General features: G+C 73.5%; 19 protein-coding genes. 7 read left to right on the forward strand and 12 right to left on the reverse strand.

Annotated elements, in window-relative coordinates:
* Nucleotides 1-66: 66 nt before the first annotated feature.
* Nucleotides 67-1,458 carry an ATP-grasp domain-containing protein gene (locus tag OG974_RS18725; RefSeq protein WP_329313734.1) on the reverse strand — a complete coding sequence of 464 codons (1,392 nt, stop codon included), beginning with the start codon at nt 1,456-1,458 and terminating at the stop codon, nt 67-69.
* A 294-nt stretch (nt 1,459-1,752) separates the two neighbouring features.
* On the opposite strand from OG974_RS18725, the gene OG974_RS18730 reads away from it, so the two are divergent.
* A complete protein-coding gene (locus tag OG974_RS18730; RefSeq protein ID WP_371643806.1) occupies nt 1,753-3,216 on the forward strand; it encodes a glycoside hydrolase family 26 protein in 1,464 nt (487 codons plus the stop codon).
* A gap of 5 nt (nt 3,217-3,221) precedes the next feature.
* Here OG974_RS18730 and OG974_RS18735 read toward each other — a convergent pair whose 3' ends face one another.
* From OG974_RS18735 to OG974_RS18775, 9 genes are all read right to left on the reverse strand, one after another.
* Nucleotides 3,222-4,364, reverse strand: a complete 1,143-nt coding sequence (locus tag OG974_RS18735) for a GNAT family N-acetyltransferase (RefSeq protein ID WP_327283842.1) — start codon at nt 4,362-4,364, stop codon at nt 3,222-3,224.
* Nucleotides 4,361-5,044 (reverse strand): lipopolysaccharide biosynthesis protein, encoded by a 684-nt coding sequence (locus OG974_RS18740; RefSeq protein ID WP_371643808.1) that lies wholly within the window; start codon nt 5,042-5,044, stop codon nt 4,361-4,363. The genes OG974_RS18735 and OG974_RS18740 overlap by 4 nt, the downstream gene beginning before the upstream one ends.
* A 69-nt stretch (nt 5,045-5,113) precedes the next feature.
* The gene (locus OG974_RS18745; protein WP_327283844.1) at nt 5,114-6,418 is read right to left on the reverse strand and encodes a glycosyltransferase; all 1,305 of its coding nucleotides are present in this window, start codon (nt 6,416-6,418) and stop codon (nt 5,114-5,116) included.
* A complete protein-coding gene (locus tag OG974_RS18750; RefSeq protein ID WP_327283845.1) occupies nt 6,415-7,191 on the reverse strand; it encodes a polysaccharide deacetylase family protein in 777 nt (258 codons plus the stop codon). The genes OG974_RS18745 and OG974_RS18750 overlap by 4 nt, the downstream gene beginning before the upstream one ends.
* Nucleotides 7,181-8,893, reverse strand: a complete 1,713-nt coding sequence (gene murJ / locus OG974_RS18755; protein ID WP_371646857.1) for a murein biosynthesis integral membrane protein MurJ — start codon at nt 8,891-8,893, stop codon at nt 7,181-7,183. The genes OG974_RS18750 and murJ overlap by 11 nt, the downstream gene beginning before the upstream one ends.
* 185 nt (nt 8,894-9,078) lie before the next feature.
* Complete coding sequence (locus tag OG974_RS18760; RefSeq protein WP_328763021.1) at nt 9,079-10,542, reverse strand: O-antigen ligase family protein; 1,464 nt, start codon at nt 10,540-10,542, stop codon at nt 9,079-9,081.
* A complete protein-coding gene (locus OG974_RS18765; RefSeq protein WP_371643811.1) occupies nt 10,542-12,059 on the reverse strand; it encodes an exopolysaccharide biosynthesis polyprenyl glycosylphosphotransferase in 1,518 nt (505 codons plus the stop codon). Before OG974_RS18765 ends, OG974_RS18760 begins: the two co-directional genes overlap by 1 nt.
* Nucleotides 12,056-13,273, reverse strand: a complete 1,218-nt coding sequence (locus OG974_RS18770) for a glycosyltransferase family 4 protein (RefSeq protein WP_327283848.1) — start codon at nt 13,271-13,273, stop codon at nt 12,056-12,058. Before OG974_RS18770 ends, OG974_RS18765 begins: the two co-directional genes overlap by 4 nt.
* 19 nt (nt 13,274-13,292) lie before the next feature.
* Nucleotides 13,293-14,420, reverse strand: a complete 1,128-nt coding sequence (locus tag OG974_RS18775) for a DUF3344 domain-containing protein (protein WP_327283849.1) — start codon at nt 14,418-14,420, stop codon at nt 13,293-13,295.
* Between the two features lie 174 nt (nt 14,421-14,594).
* Between OG974_RS18775 and OG974_RS18780 the strand changes: the two genes are divergently transcribed.
* From OG974_RS18780 to OG974_RS18800, 5 genes are all read left to right on the forward strand, one after another.
* Entirely contained in the window at nt 14,595-14,837 is a 243-nt protein-coding gene (locus OG974_RS18780) for a chaplin (RefSeq protein WP_327283850.1), read from the forward strand.
* Between the two features lie 184 nt (nt 14,838-15,021).
* A complete protein-coding gene (locus OG974_RS18785; protein WP_327283851.1) occupies nt 15,022-15,432 on the forward strand; it encodes a rodlin in 411 nt (136 codons plus the stop codon).
* A 218-nt stretch (nt 15,433-15,650) separates the two neighbouring features.
* Entirely contained in the window at nt 15,651-15,884 is a 234-nt protein-coding gene (locus OG974_RS18790; protein WP_327283852.1) for a chaplin, read from the forward strand.
* Nucleotides 15,885-16,005: 121 nt separating this feature from the next.
* Entirely contained in the window at nt 16,006-17,148 is a 1,143-nt protein-coding gene (locus OG974_RS18795; RefSeq protein WP_327283853.1) for a chaplin, read from the forward strand.
* 164 nt (nt 17,149-17,312) lie between these two features.
* Complete coding sequence (locus tag OG974_RS18800; protein WP_327283854.1) at nt 17,313-17,660, forward strand: hypothetical protein; 348 nt, start codon at nt 17,313-17,315, stop codon at nt 17,658-17,660.
* A gap of 96 nt (nt 17,661-17,756) precedes the next feature.
* On the opposite strand, the gene OG974_RS18805 is transcribed toward OG974_RS18800, so the two are convergent.
* A complete protein-coding gene (locus OG974_RS18805; RefSeq protein WP_327283855.1) occupies nt 17,757-17,996 on the reverse strand; it encodes a chaplin in 240 nt (79 codons plus the stop codon).
* A 186-nt stretch (nt 17,997-18,182) separates the two neighbouring features.
* On the reverse strand, nt 18,183-18,689 hold the full coding sequence (locus tag OG974_RS18810) for a hypothetical protein (RefSeq protein WP_371643815.1): 507 nt from the start codon (nt 18,687-18,689) through the stop codon (nt 18,183-18,185).
* Between the two features lie 282 nt (nt 18,690-18,971).
* Here OG974_RS18810 and OG974_RS18815 point away from each other — a divergent pair, with 282 nt between their 5' ends.
* Entirely contained in the window at nt 18,972-19,382 is a 411-nt protein-coding gene (locus OG974_RS18815) for a rodlin (RefSeq protein ID WP_327285683.1), read from the forward strand.
* The last annotated feature ends 35 nt before the right edge of the window (nt 19,383-19,417 follow it).

The following is a 19,417-nucleotide window of genomic DNA, read 5'->3' on the forward strand; positions in this document are numbered from 1 at the left end:
GTGGACCCCCTGTCTGCGCTGCTTCCGCCCGCCCGGAGGTTCCGGGCGGGCGCTACAGGGCGGGCGTCATCTGGTCACCAGTTCGTCCGGTTCGGCCGGGGCCGCCGGCGGGGTCAGGTCGCGGGCGCGCTGGCGCGGGGCGCGGACCACGGCGCGGGCCGTGCGGCGGCCGTGCGCCGGAACACCCCGCAGGACGCGCACGCCCTTCCCCGCGCCCCGGCCGAGGAACGCGGCGAGCATCGCGAGGAACGGCAGAGGGTCGTCGGCGGCGAACCAGGCCGCCTCCGTCCGCCCGCGCTCCGACCGCGGCACCACGCGTACCGGACCGCTCCGGTCGCCCCCGGCACGCTCCGGCCCGGCCCCGGCCGAGTCGGCCCGCGCCGGAGCGGGTACGGAGCCGGGGCGCCGTACGGCCGGGGCAGTCGGGCCCGCCGGGGCCGTGTCGGCTGCGCCGCGGCCGGGAGTCGAGGGGGCCTGGACCGGGCTCTGGGCCTGGGTCGGGAGCGGCGCAACGACCGGAGAGCGCCAGGGAAGTTGCCGGCCCCGGACCGCCGCCAGCAGGGCGTAGTTCTCCGCGACGAACACCCGCCCCGGACCGCCCGAGGTCTCCGGGACCCGTTGCTCCGTCAGATCCAGGTACATCGCCTGGACCACGTCCAGCCCGCCCGCGTCCGTGAACAGCCGGAACTGCGCGCCCGGGCGCGGGTTGAAGTCCACCAACCGGAAGCAGCCGTCCTCGTCCCGCCGGAAGTCCAGGTCCAAGATCCCCTGGTAGCCCAGCCGTTCGGCGATCCGCAGGCCGGCCTCCTCCACCGCCGGATCGGGCAGCCAGCGCCCCACCGCCGTCAGCCCCGTCCGGACCGGCCACGACAGCTCCTTGCGGCCGGACCCGGCGAGCAGCGGGTGCCCGCCCCGGGCGAACGCCCCGTGGAAGAACCAGTCGGTGTCCGTCCCGGCCGGCAGGAACCGCTGGAGCAGCAGCCGGCTGCCGGCCTCGGCCGTGCGCTCGTACAGCCGGCGCGCCTGGGCGGCGGTGTGCACGAGCGTGGTGCTGCGCAGCCCGGCGCCCGAGGGCAGCAGCCAGGGCCGGCTCCACTTGGCCACAACCGGCAGGCCGAGCCGCCAGGCGGCCTCGGCCGCTTCGGCCCCGCTCGCCGGGATCACGGTCTCCGGGTGCGGGATGTCCCAGCGCGCGCACAGCTGCGACAGCTCCGCCTTGTCCGCCACCCGGGCGGGCAGCCCGTCGGGCTGATGGGGGATCCGGTACCGCCCCTGGAGCATCGGCGCGATCCGCGCGACGGTGATGGCGCTCAGGTCGTCCATCGCCACGAGCACCGCCGACCTGCCGATCCGCTCCGACACCCCGACGAGGCATTCCAGCAGCGTTTCCGGAACCTCGGGATCCAGCCCGCCGGCCGGGCCGGGATGCGCGGCGTGCAGGTACCGCGAACGCCCCATGGGACCTCCCCCGGCCTCGACGACGGCATGGACCTCCACGCCCCTGCGCCCGAGCGATCTGACGGCGCCGAGGGTTCCGTGGTGGAACGGATTCCGATCGAGTCTGAGCACTACAGCGGGCACATGGCTGACGAACGCGTGCATGGGAACGGTGTCTTTCACCTAGTCGGACCAAGCGGGGAGGATACGCAGCTGCGAATGGCCTAGGCGGCGGTCACCGGACAGGCCATTCGTCAGATGTGATGCCTAACGTCTTTGACAAGCAGACCGATTCAGGAAAGTTCGGGAGACGCCATGCCCAGACCACACCGCCGACTGGCGAGCACCTGCATCGGTACGGTGACGGCCGGACTGCTGGCCACCGGGGCCGCGCTCGCGGCCCCCGAGGAGGAGCAGCCCAGGGGCTCCGACATCGCCATGGGCGCGTTCCTCGACTCCGGTCCGCCCGGCGTCACCCGGATGCCGCAGCTGTCGCGCTGGCTGGGCGGCAAGGAGATCCGGGTCGGGCACACCTATCTGCCCGGAGACCGGTGGGCCCGCATCGAGGATCCCGACTTCCTGGGCTCCTGGGCCCAGTGGCGCCGGGCCAAGGCGAACCGGCTCTTCGTCCTCAACGTGCCCATGCAGGAGCGCAACGAGGAGCACGTCCCCGACCGCCAGGTGGCACAGCTGATCCGGGCGGGCGAGGCCGGCGAGTTCGACCGGCACTTCGGGCGGCTCGCCGAAAAGCTGGTGGAACTGGGCCTGCCGGACACGGTCATCGTGCTCGGGTGGGAGATGAACGGCTCCACGTACACCCACCGCTGCGCGCCGGACCCGGAGAACTGGAAGCAGTACTGGCGGCGCATCGTCAATACGATGCGCTCCGTGCCCGGTCAGGACTTCAAGTTCGATTTCGCCCCCAACCGCGGGTCGGACGCGATCGGCTGGACCAAGTGCTACCCGGGCGACGACGTGGTCGACGTCATCGGCATGGATTCGTACGACCAGGCTCCCGGCCGGAACTTCGACGAGATGATCAGCCAGCCGTACGGGCTCCAGCAGCACGTCAATTTCGCGAAAGCGCACGGCAAAGAGATCTCGTACCCGGAGTGGGGGCTGTTCCGGCACGGGGACAACCCGGACTACGTGCAGCGCATGCTGAAGTGGATCGAGCAGCACAAGCCGCTCTACCACACCATCACCGACTACTGTCCGCACGGCGTGTGGCAGTGCAAGCAGAACCCCCGGTCCGCGAAGGCGTTCCGCGGCGCGCTCGCACCCCAGTGGCCGGGCTCGGTGATCCCGACCCCCGTGGTGCCCACGCCGGTCATCCCGACACCGGTGGTCCCGACGCCGGTCATCCCGACACCGGTGGTCCCGACACCGGTCGTGCCGACCCCGCAGGTCCCGACCCCCGAGATCCCCCTGCCCTCCCCGGCGGTCCCGTCGCCGGACGTCCCGGTGGTCCCGGTGGTCCCGAGCACGGCCCCGAGCACGAGCCCCGGCCACGACCCCGACCCCGAGCCGGTGCCCGTGCCCTCGCCGGCCGTTCCGTCGCCGCAGACCCCGGTGAGCCCGAGTCTGGACCCCGTCCCGGTGCCGGTCCCGGTCCCGAGTCCGGTCGTGCCGAAGCCGGAGCCCGTCGAGCCGCCCGGCAACAGCACGCAGTGGTGCTTGCCGGTCAACTTCGGCGAGTGGCTCTCCAAGCTGATCGGCAAGCAGTCGGTCTGCATCAAGCTCGACTGGGGCAAGGACTCCGGCTTCTGGCCCTGGTAGAGCCCTCATCGGACCCGCAGTTCGTTGAGCCGGGCGCGCCAGTCCCTGGCGGCCGGCAGGGCCTCGCGCAGTACGTCCACCGCCCGTTCGCGCCCCGCCACCTGCGATTTGTGCAGGCGGAGCAGGGGCGCGAGCGCCGTCCTGGCCAGCAGGAACCGCTGGTTGACGACCGTCTCGGGCCGCCAGTGGTTCTTGTACGGCTCGTTGCCGCGCAGGAAGCTCACCACCGGTCGGCCCTCCGCCAGTGCGCGGCCCGCCTCATAGCGCAGCAGCAGCGTCGCCACGTCCACCTTCCGGGTCCGCAGGTCCGGGTCGGCCCCGTACAGGTAGCCGCCGCTCAACGCCCCCGACAGCAGCGTGAGGTTGGCGGCCACCACCTTCCCGTCCAGCCGGAACTCCGTCAGCCGGCCCTCGCCGGCCCGCACCATCCGCCGGGTGGCCCGGGTCAGGTGTTCGGCGAAGCGGGGCCTCAGGTGTTCCGGGGTCACCCCGCGCCCGCGCCACTGCTTCTCGTGGAGCCGCAGCAGCGTCCGTACGGCGCGCGGCACTTCCTGCTCGGTGACCTCGCGCTCCTCGATCCCGGCCGCGTCGGTCTTGCGCAGCTTGGCCCGCACCCGCTGGGCGCCGGAGGCCGGCATCCGCTTGACCAGTTCGTCGAACGGCAGCGCGGGCAGCTCCATGCAGGTGGAGTCGGTGAGCGTGCTGCGGATCCCGGGCCATTGGTCGTACAGCGCCTCGGCGGCCGCCCCGGGCCGTACCTCGCGCAGGTCGACGACGGCGCCACGGGCGGCCTTGTGCAGGCCGCGGGCCAGCGCCGGGACGACCTGGTCGGCGTGCCCGGCGGCCACCAGGACGTCGAAGTAGTCGGTGATGCCGCCGCCGAGCGGCACCAGGAGCGGCAGCGGCCGGTGGACGAGCATCAGCGCGCACGCGCCGACGAGCTCCTCGCCGCACCGGACGAGCACGATGCGCAGCCGCCCGTCCCGGCCGTACGAGAGCCACCACGAGTGCAGCCAGGCGTGGCTCTGGAAGGGGGTGGCGGTGGGGCAGGCCCGGAAGAGCCGGTTCCACGGCTCTTCCAGCGCGGCGAACTGCCGGGGGTCGCGGCACAGCGTCACCGACAGGGCCCCGGTGGAGCCCGTGGTCATCGCACGGACTCCTTCTCCTTGGCCGTGGTGGGCTCGCCCTGCGCGGGCAGGGAGGCGTACTCCTCGACGACGGGCTGCATGTCGTGCCGGCGGCCCCGGCCGGGCCGGGCCAACAGCCACAGCCCGCCCAGCAGTCCGCCGGCACACAGTCCGACGGCCCCGCTGATGGTGGCGGACGGCGAGGCGGGCTCGCTCGGCGCGACGGCCTGGTTGAACAGCAGCAGCTGCACGCCGGTGTTCTTGGCGGACTGGTTGCTGTTCAGCGAGAGCGCGTCGGCGACGGCGTTGGCGATGTCGGCGGCCTCGGTCGGGCTCTTGGAGGTGCCGGTGATGGCGATCATCGGGGACTCGGGGGAGGTCTCGGCGCGCACCTGCGTACGGAGCCGGCGGGCGGTGACGCCCGCGCGGGGCTGGGCGTACGCGAGGGTGGAGCTGCTGGTCGCGATGCGCGCGTACGCCTGGGCGAAGCCGAGGGCGGTGGCTGGCTCGGTGGTGTCGTCCGGGACGGCGACGACGTAGCTGGTGGCGGCGTACTCGGGTGCCTTGAGCACCCCGTACGCCCCGCCCGCGGCCAGCCCCAGCACGGCGACGGCGGGCAGCGGCCACCACGCGGGCGGCGGCAGCAGCCGTACCTTGCGGCGACGGCGGTCGGTCTTCTTCTGATCGGCGGTGTCAGCCATGTGCGTGTCTCTTTCCTGATGGAGGAGGGTTGGTACGGGTCCCGTACGGGGACCGCTGCGGGGGCCGGGTCACCCGGCCCCCGACCGGGCCGAATCGCCCGCTTGCGCCGGTGTCTGCGTCCCCGGGCCCGGCGGTTCCTGGGCCGCGGGTTCCGGGGCTTCGTTGCGGGCGGACGGGGCCACGGTCGGGGCGGGCGTGAAACTCCGCACGCCGTGCCCGGTCGGGGCGGGGGCGTGCCCGCTCGTGCGCTGCGCCAGGGCCAGGCCGTAGACGGAGAGCAGCTGGTCCGCGCTGCCGGCGATGTCGTAGCGGCGGACCACCGGTGGCGGGGGCAGCCGTCGCGCGCCCGCTTCCATGTGCCCGCGCAGCGCAGCGACCAGCTCCTCCGTCCCGGTCCCGATCCGCCGCGCCCCCGGTGCCTGCGCGGCCGGGAGGTCGTCGATCGCCGGACAGGTGACGTGCAGGACGGGCAGTCCCGCGGCCAGCGCCTCCACCACCGCCAGCCCGAACGCCTCCTCCCGCGACGGCGACACGAACACGTCCATCGCGGCCAGCAGCGCCGGAATCCCCGGGGTCCGCGCGTCCGCGCCGTCGCCCAGCGGGTCGCGCTCCCCCAGCAGGTGGATCCGGCTCTGCGCGCCCAGTTCCGCGGCCAGCCGCCGCAGCGCCGCCCGCTCGGGCCCGTCCCCGGCCAGCAGCAGATGCGCTCCGGGCAGCGCCGCAACCGCCCGGACCAGCGAGTCGAACCGCTTGCCCGACACCAGCCGCCCGACGCCGCCGACCACGAACGCCCGCTCCGGCAGCCCGGTCCGGGCCCGGGTGGCCCGGCGCACCCCCTCGTCGAAGCGGAAGCGCCCGGCTTCGATCCCGTTCGGTACGACGTGCACGCGCGCGGCCGGCACCCCCCACGCCTCCAGCCGCGCCGCCACGGTGTCGGACACGGCCACGGTCGCCGCGCCCAGGCGTTCACTGGCCAGGTACAGGCCGCGCACCCCGCGCGTCAGCGGCCGGCCCTCGATCTCGCGCTCGCCGAGGGAGTGTTCGGTGGCCACGCTCGCCCCGACCCCAGCGAGCCGGGCCGCGATCCGCCCGTACACGCAGGCCCGGTACAGGTGGGTGTGCACGAGGTCGTACTGCTCGCGCCGCATGAAGCGCACCAGCCTCGGCAGTGCCCCCAGGTCCCGGTTGCCCCGCATGCCCAGGTGCACGACCCGGACCCCGTCGGCCCGCAGCCCCTCGGCCACCGGCCCGGGGTTGGTCAGCGTGAGCACGTCGCAGCGCATCGGCAGGTGCCGCAGCAGCAGCCGCAGTTGCTGCTCGGCGCCGCCGACGCCGAGCCCGGTGATGACGTGCAGTGCCCGTACGGACTTCACCGGTGCACCGCCCGCCGCAGCTCTTGCACCCGGTGCCGCAGCTGCTTGATCCGCAGCCGCCCGGCCCCGTCCGCCTGGCTGACGTGGGTGCGCGGGAGGGCGTGCGGGCCCGCCAGCCGGCCGGGGTCGATGGCGCAGGCGTAGCCGTACCCTGCGGCCCTCGTCGCGGCGACGACCCGTGCGTCGAGGTGCCCGTACGGGTAGCAGAACCCCTCGGGCAGGGTCCCGGTCAGCTCCCGGATCAGCTCCCGGCTGCCCCGCAGCTCCTGCTGGAGGATGTCGTCGGCGGCCGCGGTGAGGTCCTGGTGGAGCAGTCCGTGCGAGCCGATCTCCTGCCCGGCGGCGGCTACTTCGCGGATGCCCTCGGCGGTCAGCAGGGACTTGCGCGGGCCCAGCGGGTCCCACACGTTGTCGACCCCGAGCCGGCCCGGCAGGACGAACAGGGTGGAGGTGCAGTCGTGGCGGCGCAGCAGCGGCAGCGCCCGGGTGAGGTAGTCGGTGTAGCCGTCGTCGAACGTGAGCCCGACCAGCCCGGCGCCGCGTCCGGCCGCCCGGGCCCGGAGCAGTTCGCCGACGGACACCCCGCGCAGGCCCCGCGAGCGCAGCCACACGAGCTGGGCCTCCAGCGTGGTCGGGGTGACGGTGATTCCGTACGGGTCCTCGGCGGGGTCGGTGAACTCGGCGACCGAGTGGTACATCAGGACCCACGGCGAGGCGGTCCGGCGGGCGGGGACCGTCGTGGCGGCCGGCGCCGTGCGGGTGTCAGCGGGCATTGCGGAACCTCTGGGTCATCTGGGTGATCTGGGCGGGCAGGGCGGTGATCTCAAGCGCCCGTATGGCCATGCCGCAGGCGCCGAACATGGCGGGGACGAGCAGGCAGCCGAGTGCGACGCTCAGCAGCGGGTCGGGGATCATCGGCCCGGCGATCCAGCCGGTGCCGCAGGCACCGACGGCGGCGACGGAGAGCCGGCCGATACTGAGCGCGACCCGGCGGACCTGGATGGCGACGATCCGCGAGCCGAGCCCGGTGAGCAGCAGGGCGGCCGTGGTGGAGATGCCGGCGGCGTTGGCGGCGGCGATGCCGTACGTGCCCCACCAGCGGACGGCGAAGGCTCCGGCCACGATGTTGACGAGGAGTCCGGCACCCATCGCGAGCGCCGGGAACCAGGTGGGCCGGGCGGTCGAGAAGAAGGGCCGGGACAGTGCCCCGACGAGGCAGTGGCCGAGGAGTCCGAGGGCGTAGACCCGCATGACGTTGGCGGTGGCCAGGGAGTCGCGGTGGGTGAACGCACCGCGTTCGAAGAGGACCTGGATGATCTGCGGGGCGTACCCGATGACGAGGGCGCTGCCCATGAGGACGGCGAGGGAGGCCAGTGCGAGGTCCTGTTCGACGCGCCGCCGGGCCTTCTCCCGCTCTCCGCCGGCCATGGCCTGGGCGACGACGGGGAAGGTGACGGTGCAGATCATCAGGGACAGCACCATCGGCATCTGCGCGACCTTCTGCGCGTAGTTCAGGTGCGAGATGGCCCCGGGGGGCAGCGAGGCGGCGAGGAACCGCTCGACGAGGACCTGTGACTGCCGGAACACCGCGAAGAAGATCACCGGGGCGATCAGCCCGAACGCGATGAGGGTGGGCCGGTCCCGGTCGCGCTGGCTGCGCGGGGCGTCCTTGGCGCGGGGCGGCCCGAAACCCACGTTGCGGATGAACGCGGGCAGTTGGACGAGCGCCATCAGCAGGCCGCCCGCGGCGACACCGGCGGCGGCGGCCCGCACCCCCCACACGGCGTGGAGAGCGATCATCGTCCCGATGATCCCCACGTTGTACGAGACGTAGATCGCGGCGGGCGGTACGAACGAGCGGTGGGCCCTGAGCGCGGCGCTGAAGTACCCCGCGACGCCGAAGGACAGCACGGTCAGCGCGGTCATCCGGGTGCACTCCACGGCCAGGGCCGGATCGGGCAGTCCGGGCGCGAGCACGGCGACGACGAGCGGCGCGGCGACGACGAGCAGGGAGGCGACGGCTGCCAGGAACACCGTCAGCCGCGGCAGGGTCGCCCCCACGAGCAGCCGTACGGGGTCCTGTGCGCGGGCCTCCTTGCGGGTGAGCCCGGCGCGGGTGGCCGCCCGGCGGGCCAGGGCGTGGCTGAACGCGGGCACCATCAGCAGCGCCATGGCGTCCTCGATCAGCAGGGTCGAGGCCATTTCGGGCACGGTCCAGGCGATCAGGAAGGCGTCGCTGTCGTGCCCGGCCCCGAAGAGGTGCGCGATCGTCTGGTCCCGGACCAGCCCGAACACCGCCCCGGCGGCTGTCAGTCCGGCGGTGACGGCGGCGGCCTTGGCCAGGAACCGCCCGAGCGGAGCCGCAGCCGTGCTCCCGCCCGCGGGGCCGGCCCCCCGGGGTGCGGCGGCCGTGTCGTCCGTTCCGGGCGCCGGGCCGTCGGGCAGCTCACGGCGCGCGGCGGCCCGGGCCGCCACCCGGACGGACCGCGCCGCGCCGGCTCCGGTCCCGGACGGGACCGGGGCGCCCGTCCCGGACGGGGGCCGGGAGCCGGCGGAGCCGTGCGGGGCTACGGGGGACGCCGGGGCCGGCGTGCCCGGGACGCGGGCGGGGCCCGCCCCGGCCGGGGGGCCGGAAGCGGGCCGCCAGGGCGTCGTATCGGTCACCGGCCGTCCGCACCCGGAACGGCGCGCAGCGCGGCCACGAGGCCGGTGCGCCCGCCCGCGGCAGCAGCGTCGCCCGGACCGCGTCCCGCGCCGAGAGTCGTGCCTGCCCCCGGCCGGCCGGGGCCGCCGGGAACCTCGTCCCGACCGGAAGGCTCGGGCAGCGCCCACCAGGCCGCCAGGCCGATGATCACCCCGGTCAGGACGGTGGACGGCCCGCCGATGTCCGCGTACAGGAAGTCGGTGAGCTGCCAGACGAACAGCCCGATCGCGATCAGCCCGCAGTCGCGGAGCGCGGAGCCGCCGGTGACGCACCGCCGCAGACCCGCGACGAGCAGCGCCGCCCAGCCCCCCGCGAGCGCGGTCAGCCCGATCAGGCCCTGCTCGCTGAGCACCAGCAGGTACATGTTGTGCGGGGAGAGCAGCGGCTGGCGGATGTACGCCTGCCCCGCGCCGGCGGTGTCGCTGCCGGAGGACAGCCCCAGCGAGGAGTGCCCGTCGCGGTTGGCCGGGAAGCCCTTGAGGCCCACGCCGACCGCCGGACGCTCGCGCCACATCGACTCGGCGGCGGCCCACATCGTGTAGCGGTCCGTCACCGACTGGTCGGGGGCGCTGGAGACCTGGGTGATCGAGGTCAGCCGCTCCGCGACCATCTCGGAGCCGACGCCGAGCCCGCCCACCAGCACCATTGCGGCCGCGGCCAGCGCGAGGAGCAACTTGAGCGCGCGCCGGATGCCGGCCAGCATCATCACGAGCACCGCCGTGCCGACCGTGGCGATCCACGCGCCCCGGCTGAACGACAGCACCAGCGGCACGACCAGCACCAGGGCCGCGCCGCCCGCCATCCGCCGCACCCGGCCCGGCAGTCCCGGAGCCAGCGCCACCGCGGTCGCCGCGACCAGCCCGTACGCGACGACCGTGGCCATGCCCATCACGTCGCCGGGCCCGAAGGTGCCGACGGCCCGGATGTCCTCGCCCTGGTACGAGGCCCCGGTGTGGGTCGCGTACTGCACGACCCCCACCGCGCCCTGCACCAGCGCCAGCACCACGAAGCACCCGGCGGCCAGCCGGAAGTCCCCGGCGTCGCGCACCAGCAGCACGATCGCCGCCGGGACCAGCACGAACACCTGGAGGTAGCGCACGAAGCCGGGCAGCGCCGCGTACGGGTCCCCGGCGGTCGCGGTGGCGACGGCCAGGCCCACGGCGGGCACGCCGAGCACCAGCACGCCCAGCGGGCTCAGCTCCCTCACCCGGCCGCGCAGCGCCTGCACCGCGCACACCAGCACCAGCAGCAGTGAAGCGGCGTCGGCCGGGCCTACCTTGCCGGAGGTGCTCGCGTCGCCCGCCGCGATCGGGGCGAGCAGCAGCAGGACGGTCGCCGCGAGCGGCAGCAGCGGCCAGTGGCGCCGCAGCAGCCCCGTCACGTCGGGCCGGGCCCCGCCCAGGGGTACGGCGAGGCTCATCAGCTGCCCCCCAGCCGGAAGCGGAAGAAGGAGGCCGCGGTGCGGGCGAGGATCCACAGGTCCTGCCACAGCGACCATGTGTCGATGTAGTGGTTGTCGAAGCGGGCCCGGTCCTCGATGGAGGTGTCACCGCGCAGCCCGTTGATCTGGGCGAGCCCGGTGATGCCGACGGGCATCCGGTGGCGGGCCTCGTAGCCGGGGTGCACCGCGGCGAACTTGGCTACGAAGAAGGGCCGTTCCGGGCGCGGTCCGACCAGGCTCATGTCACCCCGGACGACGTTCCACAGCTGCGGGAGCTCGTCTAGCGAGGACTTGCGCAGGAAGGAGCCGACGGGGCTCATCCCGTGGTCGCCCGCGACGGTCCACCGGGTGGCGGACTCGTGCTCGTCGGCGCGCAGGGTACGGAACTTCAGCAGCGTGAAGGGGCGCCCGTACAGGCCGACCCGCTCCTGCCGGAAGATCACCCCGGGGCCGTCGGAGAGCCGTACGACCAGTGCGCACAGCCCCATCACGGGCGCGGCGGCGATCAGCGCGATCGCGGCCAGCGCCCCGTCGACGGCCCGCTTCACCCAGCGCTCCACCGGCCGGGACGGGCGCGGCAGCAGCGGCTGTACGGCGTACCCCCACAGCTGGTCGGCGGGCTGGGCCACCCGCATGCCGGTCACCTTGGCGGTGCCGGCCGGGTCGGCGAGCCAGAGCCGGCAGCCGTGGTCGTGGAAGAGCCGGACCAGGGAGGCGGTGCGCTCGTCGGCCTCCGGCGGGCGGGTGAACACCGCGTGCCGGACCGAGTTCTGGATGACCGCGCGCCGGACGTCCTCGTGCGTGGCGAGCACCGGCACGCTGCCGCCGTCCTCCTCCACCGAGCCGGTTTCGGCGAGCCCGACGGGGCGCAGCCCGTACTCGGGACGCCCGTGCAGGGCGGCGGCGACCGCGCTCGCCCCGGCACCGGGGCCGACGACCAGGGCGGAGGCGGGCCGGAGGCGGGCGGAGCGGCGGCGGAGCCGGTTGGCCAACCCGCGCCCCGTGCACGTGAGGACGATCTGCAGACAGACGGCGGTCAGCAGGGCGGACCAGCCCAGGGCCCGGCCGGGTGCCGCGGCGGCGACGACGGCGGCGGCTCCGCACCACAGGACGGCGGCCCGCCCGGCCAGCGCGGGCAGTTCGAGCAGCGCGGAGGGCGCGAGCCGCGGCCGGTACAGCCCGGCCTGGGCGTGCAGCGCGGCGGCCAGCACGGCGATCGGGGCGGCCGCCTCGGGCGGCACCGCCGCCCCGGGCCGGGCGACGACCGCGGTCGCGAGTACGGCGGCCAGCGCATCGGCGGTCAGCAGCGGGACGACCCCGTCGCGGCGCCGGACCCGCTGCGGCCGCACCAGGGGCCCGGCCGGGTCGGCCCTGGGCCTGCGTGGGGGGTGGATGGCGGTCACGGACCGTCGGACGGCTGCGGTGCCGGCGGTGCCGCCGGCAGGCCCCGTGCCGCCCTGCCCGGTGTGCCGGGCGGGTGCGCTGTCCATCGTCATCGGCTGATGCGCTCCTGGTTCAAGGGCCGGGGCCTGCCCAGCAGTTCGTGGTACAGACCGGTGACGGCGTCCGTGGTCCGCCGTACGTCGAAGTCGGTCCGGGCGTGCTGCTGGGCCTGCTCCCCGAGTTCGGCGAGCAGCCGCGGTTCGGCGAGCAGCCGTCCCAGGGCCTTGGCCAGGGCCGTCGGGTCCTCCGGCGGTACCAGGCAGAGCCGTCCCTGGCCGGGCGGCAGGCTCTCCCTGGCACCGCTGACGTCGGAGACCAGGACCGGTCGGCCGCAGGCCATGGCTTCGAGCGGGGCGAGCGCCATGCCTTCCCACCGCGACGGCAGTACAACGAGATCGGCGGCCCGAAGCCACGGTCGGATGTCGGGGGCGGCCCCTGCGAAGAGCACTCCGGGCGGGGCGCTGCGGCGCAGCCGCTCGGTGTCGGGGCCGTCGCCGACGAGCGCGAGACGGGCTTCGGGGATGTTGCCGAGCACCTCCCGCCAGGCCCGGAGCAGGATGTCCTGGCCCTTCTGCTGGCAGAGCCGGCCCACGCAGACGGCGAGCGGCCCGTCGCCCAGGAAGGCGGCGGGCAAGGGAAGTTCGGTACGCGCCCGGGCCCGGTCGGTGTCGCGGTCGGGGCCGCCGGGGCGGAAGTGGTCGAGGTCCACTCCGTTGCGGATCACCGACCAGTGGGCCGTGATCCCCTCGGCCTCGCCGGCTCGGCGTTCGGCCTCGCTGACGCAGAGCACCCGGTCGGCCCAACGGGCACCGAACCGCTCCCAGCGCAGCGCGAGCGCGGCGGTGGCTCCGCCGACGGCGTCGAAGGACCAGGCGTGCGGCTGGAAGACGGTGGGCACGGCCCCGCGCACGGCGAGCCGCCCGGCCAGTCCGGCCTTGGCGCTGTGGACGTGCAGGACGTCGGGCCGGACCAGGCCGATCACCCGACGGGCGCCGAGCACTTCGGCGGGCAGGTCGGGTCCGGGGGCCCGGCCGGCCCGCCAGGTGAGCACCTCGGCGCCGGCCGCGCGGGCGGCGTCGGCGAGCTGTCCGCCGCGCGGGCAGCCGACAGCGGTGCGCAGACCGGCGGCGGTCTGGGCGCGGACGAGGTCGACGACGACGCGGGCGACACCGCCGTCGACGGGCTGGACCAGGTGCAGGACGGACAGGGGGCGGGGGATCGGAGGCTGCGCTGGGGAGGACTGCGCAGGGGGAGGTTGTGTCGGCACGCGGAGCGGTCTCCTACGTTCAGCGGCGCGCGTCTGTCTGAACGAAGAGCACGCCGAGGAATTGACCCTGGCTTTCGCCCGTGAACCTGAAGCTCAGGCTGTGGGCGCCACCGGACAGGGCGGGACTCAGGTCGAACACGTCCGCGTCATATCCGAGATTGTTCACGTGTTCGGGCTGTCGCACGAACGAAGGATGTCCGAATTCCGTGATGGTGGAATTCATAACATCATTAAAAGGATTTTCTGCATCGCTGACATTGACCCGGCGACCACGGTCGGAGGTCACCGTGAGCGAGTCCCCGAGGGTGCCGCGGTCCCCGTCGTACGCGACGACCCCGGCCTTGCCCGCGGACCCTGCGGCCGCGTCCAGCCCGGCGATCTCGACCGTTTCACCGGCCGCCTCGCCCGCACCCGCGTCGAGCCCCTCGAAGCCGTCCCACAGGGAGATCCGGCGCACCGGCTCCTGCGGGTGCTCGTAGGCCACGACCAGCGTCCAGCCGCCCCAGGCCCCCACCTCGGAGTTGCCCATGGCGATGTTCAGCTGGGAGACCGTCCACATGCCCGCGCCGCCCTTGCGGACCAGCGGGGTCACATCGGCCGAGGCCTGGTAGGCATCACTGCCCGCGTCCGAGCGGTGGCCGATCACCGTGTCGGCGAGGACCTCCTTGTACGCCCCGCCCGGCTCGGCGACCAGCACCCGGCCGTTGTCCTCCGGCGGCTTCTGCTCGCCCACCCGCAGGTTCCCGCCCCAGTACAGGCGGGCGTACGAGACCTTCGCGCCCTGCGGGACCTTGAGCTCGGCCCGGGTGGAGTTGTAGGTGTCCGGATCCTTGTCGACCTCGCTGTAGAACATGTCGAAGTCGCTGTTGACCCCGGCCGCGCCGCGCTTGACGTCGGCGCAGGGCTCGACGTCCGGCGCCTCCTCCCGACGGCAGCCGATGGAGGAGTTGGAGGCGCGGACCAGACCGCCGCGCTGGACGGACTGGTAACGCTGCGTGAACGGAACCTTGGCCATTTCCCGCACGGCGGGAGCGGCGGGAGCCGCGGGACCCGGCGGGGCAGCGGCGTCCGCAGCAGGGACGTTCGCCGAAAGCGCGAGGCAGGACAGTAGACCGAGCGCGCCGAGGATTCTGCGGGACGAACCCATGACCCCGTCTCCATTTTCGATCAAGCGGACAAAACAGTAGTGAACGTTGTCAGAAATCAGGCTGGAAATCACGCCGGACTCGCACGTACGGCCTTTTGGGCGATAACACGCACCCTCACAGGGGGCGAGTCGTTATGCCGTGCACCATTGTTCGAACCGAAAGGAAAATCGGAGATGAAGAAGAGGCTGATGCGCGGCACCACCCTGGCGGTCGCGGGCGCTGCGGTGCTGATGGGCGGCGCGGGCCTCGCCTCCGCGGACAGCGGCGCCGAGGGCATCGCGGCGGGATCCCCCGGCGCAGTGAGCGGCAACCTGGTCCAGGTCCCGGTTCACGTGCCGGTCAACGTCTGCGGCAACACCGTCGACGTGGTCGGCCTGCTGAACCCCGCGTTCGGCAACCACTGCATCAACGCCTGACCGTCGACGCCTGACCGTCGACGCCTGACCGTCGACGCCGGCCCTCGACCCCCGGCCGTCGGTCCACCCGTCAACCGCGCTGCCCGAAACGACGGCATCCGGGTGAAGGCACGCAACCCGAACCGGGGCGCGCCCGTTGATCCGAGTGCTCCACTACCGGGCAATCCTGAAAAAAGGGACGAAAATGATCAAGAAGATGATGGCCACCGCGGCTGCTGCCGCCTCGGTCGTGGGCATCGGTGCAGCCATGGCCCCGCAGGCGATGGCGATCGGCAACGACAACGGCATCAACACCGTCAACGGCAACGGCGCCTCGCAGATCTACGGCAACCAGGCCACGTACGGCAACATGAGCCCCCAGATGGCGCTCATCCAGGGCTCGTTCAACAAGCCCTGCATCGCCCTGCCGGCCAAGGTCAACGCCCAGTCGATCCTCGCGCTCGTCAACGTCGGCATCCAGGACATCCCGGTCCTGTCCAACCCGATGAACCAGCAGTGCACCGAGAACTCCACCCAGGCCAAGGGCGACGAGCCGCTCTCGCACATCCTGGACAACATCCCGGTCCTGTCGGGCAACGTCTCCGCGGGCAGCTGACCGCACCCCGCGTCTGCGAGGCCGTCGCACCCCTCCGGGTCGCGGCGGCCTCGCCGCTTGTCGGCACCGCGAATATCCCGCAAATCCTCCCCGAATTTCCGGTGGGGCACGTCAGGTAAATTTCGGAGCCACCCCCGAAAATCTTCGGTTTCCTTTCCCTGACCCACTCGTTGTCATTTCTGCAGCGGACAAGCCTCTGCGGGAAGGATCAAATACAAATGACGTACAAGAAGGCAGTGGTGCTGGCCGCCGGCGTTCTGATGGCCGCCGGTGCCGCCTCCCCCGCCATGGCCGACTCGTCGGCCGAGGGCGCGGCCGTGGGCTCCCCCGGTGTCCTCTCGGGCAACCTGGTCCAGGTCCCGGTTCACGTTCCGGTCAACGTCTGCGGCAACACCGTCGACGTGGTCGGCCTTCTGAGCCCCACGTTCGGCAACCACTGCATCAACGCCTGACGAAGCGCCTGCGCCCGCGAGGGCGAACCTCCTCGGGGTGGCCCCGGAGTGCACGGCGGTGCACTCCGGGGCCACCTTCGATTCAGCACCGGCGGGAGAGCCGGTAGACAGGGAAGGACCCATGCGACAGGTACTCAGCCGACAGGTACTGGGCAAGGGAGTGCTCACGGCGGCGGCCGCCACAAGCCTGCTGTCGATCGCAACCGGCGCGGCCTACGCGCACCAGGGGGCGACGGCCGAGGCCTCGCATTCCCCGGGTGTGCTGTCCGGCAACAGCGTCTCGGTACCGATCACCTTCTCGCCGAACGTGTGCGGCAACAGCGTGGACGGCGGGGCGGCGCTCAACCCCTCGTTCGGAAACACCTGTGCCACCACGACCGGTTCGGACGCGCACCGAGCCGACCGCGGCTACGAGCGCTACCTCAGCCCCGAGCACGCCCAGGCCTTCGAGCGCTACCTCGAAGAGCAGCCGGGCGGCCGGCACGCGCTGCCGCAACAGCGCCACGAGGAGCCCCGGCAGGAGGAGGCCCGCCGCCACGCGCCGCGGCACGCGGCACCCCGGTACGAGGAGTCCCCGGACGAGGGCGGCTACGGCGGACCGGGGAAGGAGGCCGACCGGAGCCAGGGCGGGCCGGGCGGATACGGAGGCTCGGACGAGAAGGAGTGCGACGACCACCCGCACGCCCTCCCGGCTCCGGCACCGGCGGCCCACCACGCTCCCCCGGCGCCCCAGCGCCCACAGCCCCGGCCCCACGCCAAGCCGAAGCCGCAGGCCGAGCACCCGGCCCCGCGGCCGGCGCCCAGGCCCGCGCCGAAGCCCCCGGTCCACGAGGGGCCCGCGGCGCACGCGCCCGCGCCGCCCGCGGTCCCCGCACACCCGGTGACCCTTCCGGCCCCGGTCCAGGAAGCGCCCGTACCGCTTCCCGCCCCGGTCGAGGAGGCGCCCGTCCCCGCGCCGCCGCACGGCAGCCAGTTCGTGGAACACCCGGCTCCCGCTCCCGCGCCGGAGGTCGTCCGTCCCGCCGACCAGCCGCCGGCCGCCCCCGCCGGTGACATGCCCGTCCACCTGGCACCGGCACCGGCGCCCGTCCCCGTGACGCCGGCCGCGCCCGTCCCCGCGCCGGCTCCTGCTCCCGCCCCCGCGCAGGTGTCGGCGCCGGCGCTCGCCGAGACCGGTGCGGGCAACCCCGGCGCCGCGGCGGCCCTCGCCTCGGCGCTGGTCCTGGGCGGCGCCATTCTGTACCGGCGTTCCCGCATCTCCTGACCGGCAATCACGGTAATCAGAAGAAATATCGGCCGGAGAATCCCCGACGGGTTCTCCGGCCGTTGCCGTACGCGTTTCCGGAGCGGCCGGGAATCGTTACGCAGGGCGAAAGCGACTCGACGGTCGCCACTGCCCCCTGTTCACGAAAGAAGAGGATTTCGATAATGAAGCTCACGAAGGTAGCCGCGGTCATCGCCGGATCCGTTGCCGCGCTCGGCGGCGCCGCTCCCGCCTTCGCCGCCGAAGCGCCGGCCGCGATGCCCACCATGAGCCTGACGGGTGGCGCCACCGAGGCCGTCAACTCGCTCGCCCCGGTCACCGAGTCGCTCCCGCAGACCCTGAGCAACGGGGTGGCCGAGCAGGGCGAGGCCGTCACCAAGGTCTTCGACACCGCGCAGCGCGTCAACGACTTCCGCAACAATGCGCCGGGCAAGGTGCTCGGCGCGGCGAACGGGGTCACGCAGGCCTCTCCGCTCCTCGGCGGCGTGAAGCTCAACGGCGGGGCCCACTGAGCCGGTCGAGGCACCCGCCCCCGGCGGGCACGCGGCAAAACTGTGGGCGCCACCGGCGAGGCCGGTGGCGCCCACAGTCAGGTGTTCCGACTGACGTCAGTTGTTGAGGCAGACGTTGCCGAACGTGGGGTTCAGCAGGCCGACCACGTCGACGGTGTTGCCGCAGACGTTGACCGGAACGTGAACCGGGACCTGGACCTGGTTGCCCGAGAGGACACCGGGGGAGCCCACGGCCGCGCCCTCGGCCGACGAGTCGGCCATGGCGGAGCCGGCGGCACCGGCCGCAGCGAGACCGGCGGTGGCCAGGACCAGGGCGGCCTTCTTGGCAGAGTTCATGGGAAGTGCACCTTCTGTTCGATGTGTTCTGCCCCGACGCGGGGCTCACACCGAGCGAAACGGTCCAGCGTCCCAGACGACACGGCTCCGCGCGCAATCAGACCTGTTCAGCTCAATAGTCGTAACCACGCGCGATTTCCGAGCGCCTTCCTCCCTACCGCCCGCCCGCTGCGGGAGGCCGGGACCCTACGGCACGATCTCCACCGGTGTGAGCACCGGGTTGGCCGGAGCCGGTGCCGCCGGTGCAGCCGGCTTGGCGACGGGCGCCGCGGGCTTGGAGACCGGAATCTCGGGAATCGCGGGGATCTCCGGAATCGCGGGGACCTCCGGGACGGACGGGATCGACGGGAGCCCCGGGATCGACGGGATCTCGATCGGCAGCGTCGGGATCTCCGGCAGGCTCGGCAGGCTCGGCAGCTTGATCGGCGGGAGCGTCACCCCGGGCAGCAGGGTCTGGAGGTACTGGGTGAGTCCGTCCAGGGTCGCGCCGATCCCCGCGAGGAGGTCGTCGAGCGGACCGGCCGCCGCGACGCGACGGTCGATCTGCTGCTGGGCGGCGGCCACTCGTTTTCTGGCGGCGGCCTCCGTGCCGCCGTCCGCGGCGCCCGCCGGGGCGGCCGCGCCGGAGAGTATGACGACGGCGAGGGCCGACGGGACGAGGACGCGGATGCGGGACGGCTTCGTGCGGTGCATGGGGGTTCCTTCGGTGGTCGCACAGAGGCGGACCCGAGCGATCCGCTTCCTTACTCACCGTGCGGACACCCCCTACGGAGCGCAACAGGATCTTGAACCGTTCCGGCCGGTTCTGCGGGCTGCGTACGGGCTTCGCGCACGCGTCCGCAGAAGGCTCACCCGGGGCGGGGAAAACCCCGCCCCGAACGGGCCGTTTGAGTGAAGCAGCGGAACCAACCCCCTGACAGGGCAGTTGTCCAGGGCGCTCCACTAGCGGGCACTCGTGCGACAAAAGGACCAATGATGTTCAAGAAGATCATGACTGCTGCCGCCGTCACCGCCGCCGCCGTCGGCGCGGGCGCTGCCGCTGCGGCCCCGGCCATGGCCATCGGCAACGACAACGGGATCAACACGGTCAACGGCAACGGTGCCGTGCAGGCCTACGGCAACCAGAAGACCAAGGGCGACATGAGCCCGCAGCTCGGCCTGGTCCAGGGCACCCTCAACAAGCCCTGCATCGGTCTGCCGGTCAAGGTCAACGCGCAGTCGATCCTCGCCGCGCTCAACATCGGCGTCCAGGACATCAACGTCCTGTCCAACCCGATGAACCAGCAGTGCACCGAGAACTCCACCCAGGCCAAGGGCGACGAGCCGCTCTCGCACATCCTGGACAACATCCCGGTCCTGTCGGGCAACGGCTCCATCGGCAGCTGATCCCCGCTCCTCTCCTTCTGCGGTCCGGGCCCGCC

It is taken from the genome of Streptomyces sp. NBC_00597, assembly GCF_041431095.1.
GTDB lineage: Bacteria > Actinomycetota > Actinomycetes > Streptomycetales > Streptomycetaceae > Streptomyces.

Bases quoted from the DNA above. Each gene is read 5' to 3' on its own strand.
- OG974_RS18725 (WP_329313734.1), bottom strand. From the start codon at position 1,458: ATGGGGCGTTCGCGGTACCTGCACGCCGCGCATCCCGGCCCGGCCGGC.
- OG974_RS18730 (WP_371643806.1), top strand. From the start codon at position 1,753: ATGCCCAGACCACACCGCCGACTGGCGAGCACCTGCATCGGTACGGTG.
- OG974_RS18735 (WP_327283842.1), bottom strand. From the start codon at position 4,364: ATGACCACGGGCTCCACCGGGGCCCTGTCGGTGACGCTGTGCCGCGAC.
- OG974_RS18740 (WP_371643808.1), bottom strand. From the start codon at position 5,044: ATGGCTGACACCGCCGATCAGAAGAAGACCGACCGCCGTCGCCGCAAG.
- OG974_RS18750 (WP_327283845.1), bottom strand. From the start codon at position 7,191: ATGCCCGCTGACACCCGCACGGCGCCGGCCGCCACGACGGTCCCCGCC.
- OG974_RS18760 (WP_328763021.1), bottom strand. From the start codon at position 10,542: ATGAGCCTCGCCGTACCCCTGGGCGGGGCCCGGCCCGACGTGACGGGG.
- OG974_RS18765 (WP_371643811.1), bottom strand. From the start codon at position 12,059: ATGACGATGGACAGCGCACCCGCCCGGCACACCGGGCAGGGCGGCACG.
- OG974_RS18775 (WP_327283849.1), bottom strand. From the start codon at position 14,420: ATGGGTTCGTCCCGCAGAATCCTCGGCGCGCTCGGTCTACTGTCCTGC.
- OG974_RS18780 (WP_327283850.1), top strand. From the start codon at position 14,595: ATGAAGAAGAGGCTGATGCGCGGCACCACCCTGGCGGTCGCGGGCGCT.
- OG974_RS18785 (WP_327283851.1), top strand. From the start codon at position 15,022: ATGATCAAGAAGATGATGGCCACCGCGGCTGCTGCCGCCTCGGTCGTG.
- OG974_RS18790 (WP_327283852.1), top strand. From the start codon at position 15,651: ATGACGTACAAGAAGGCAGTGGTGCTGGCCGCCGGCGTTCTGATGGCC.
- OG974_RS18795 (WP_327283853.1), top strand. From the start codon at position 16,006: ATGCGACAGGTACTCAGCCGACAGGTACTGGGCAAGGGAGTGCTCACG.
- OG974_RS18800 (WP_327283854.1), top strand. From the start codon at position 17,313: ATGAAGCTCACGAAGGTAGCCGCGGTCATCGCCGGATCCGTTGCCGCG.
- OG974_RS18805 (WP_327283855.1), bottom strand. From the start codon at position 17,996: ATGAACTCTGCCAAGAAGGCCGCCCTGGTCCTGGCCACCGCCGGTCTC.
- OG974_RS18810 (WP_371643815.1), bottom strand. From the start codon at position 18,689: ATGCACCGCACGAAGCCGTCCCGCATCCGCGTCCTCGTCCCGTCGGCC.
- OG974_RS18815 (WP_327285683.1), top strand. From the start codon at position 18,972: ATGTTCAAGAAGATCATGACTGCTGCCGCCGTCACCGCCGCCGCCGTC.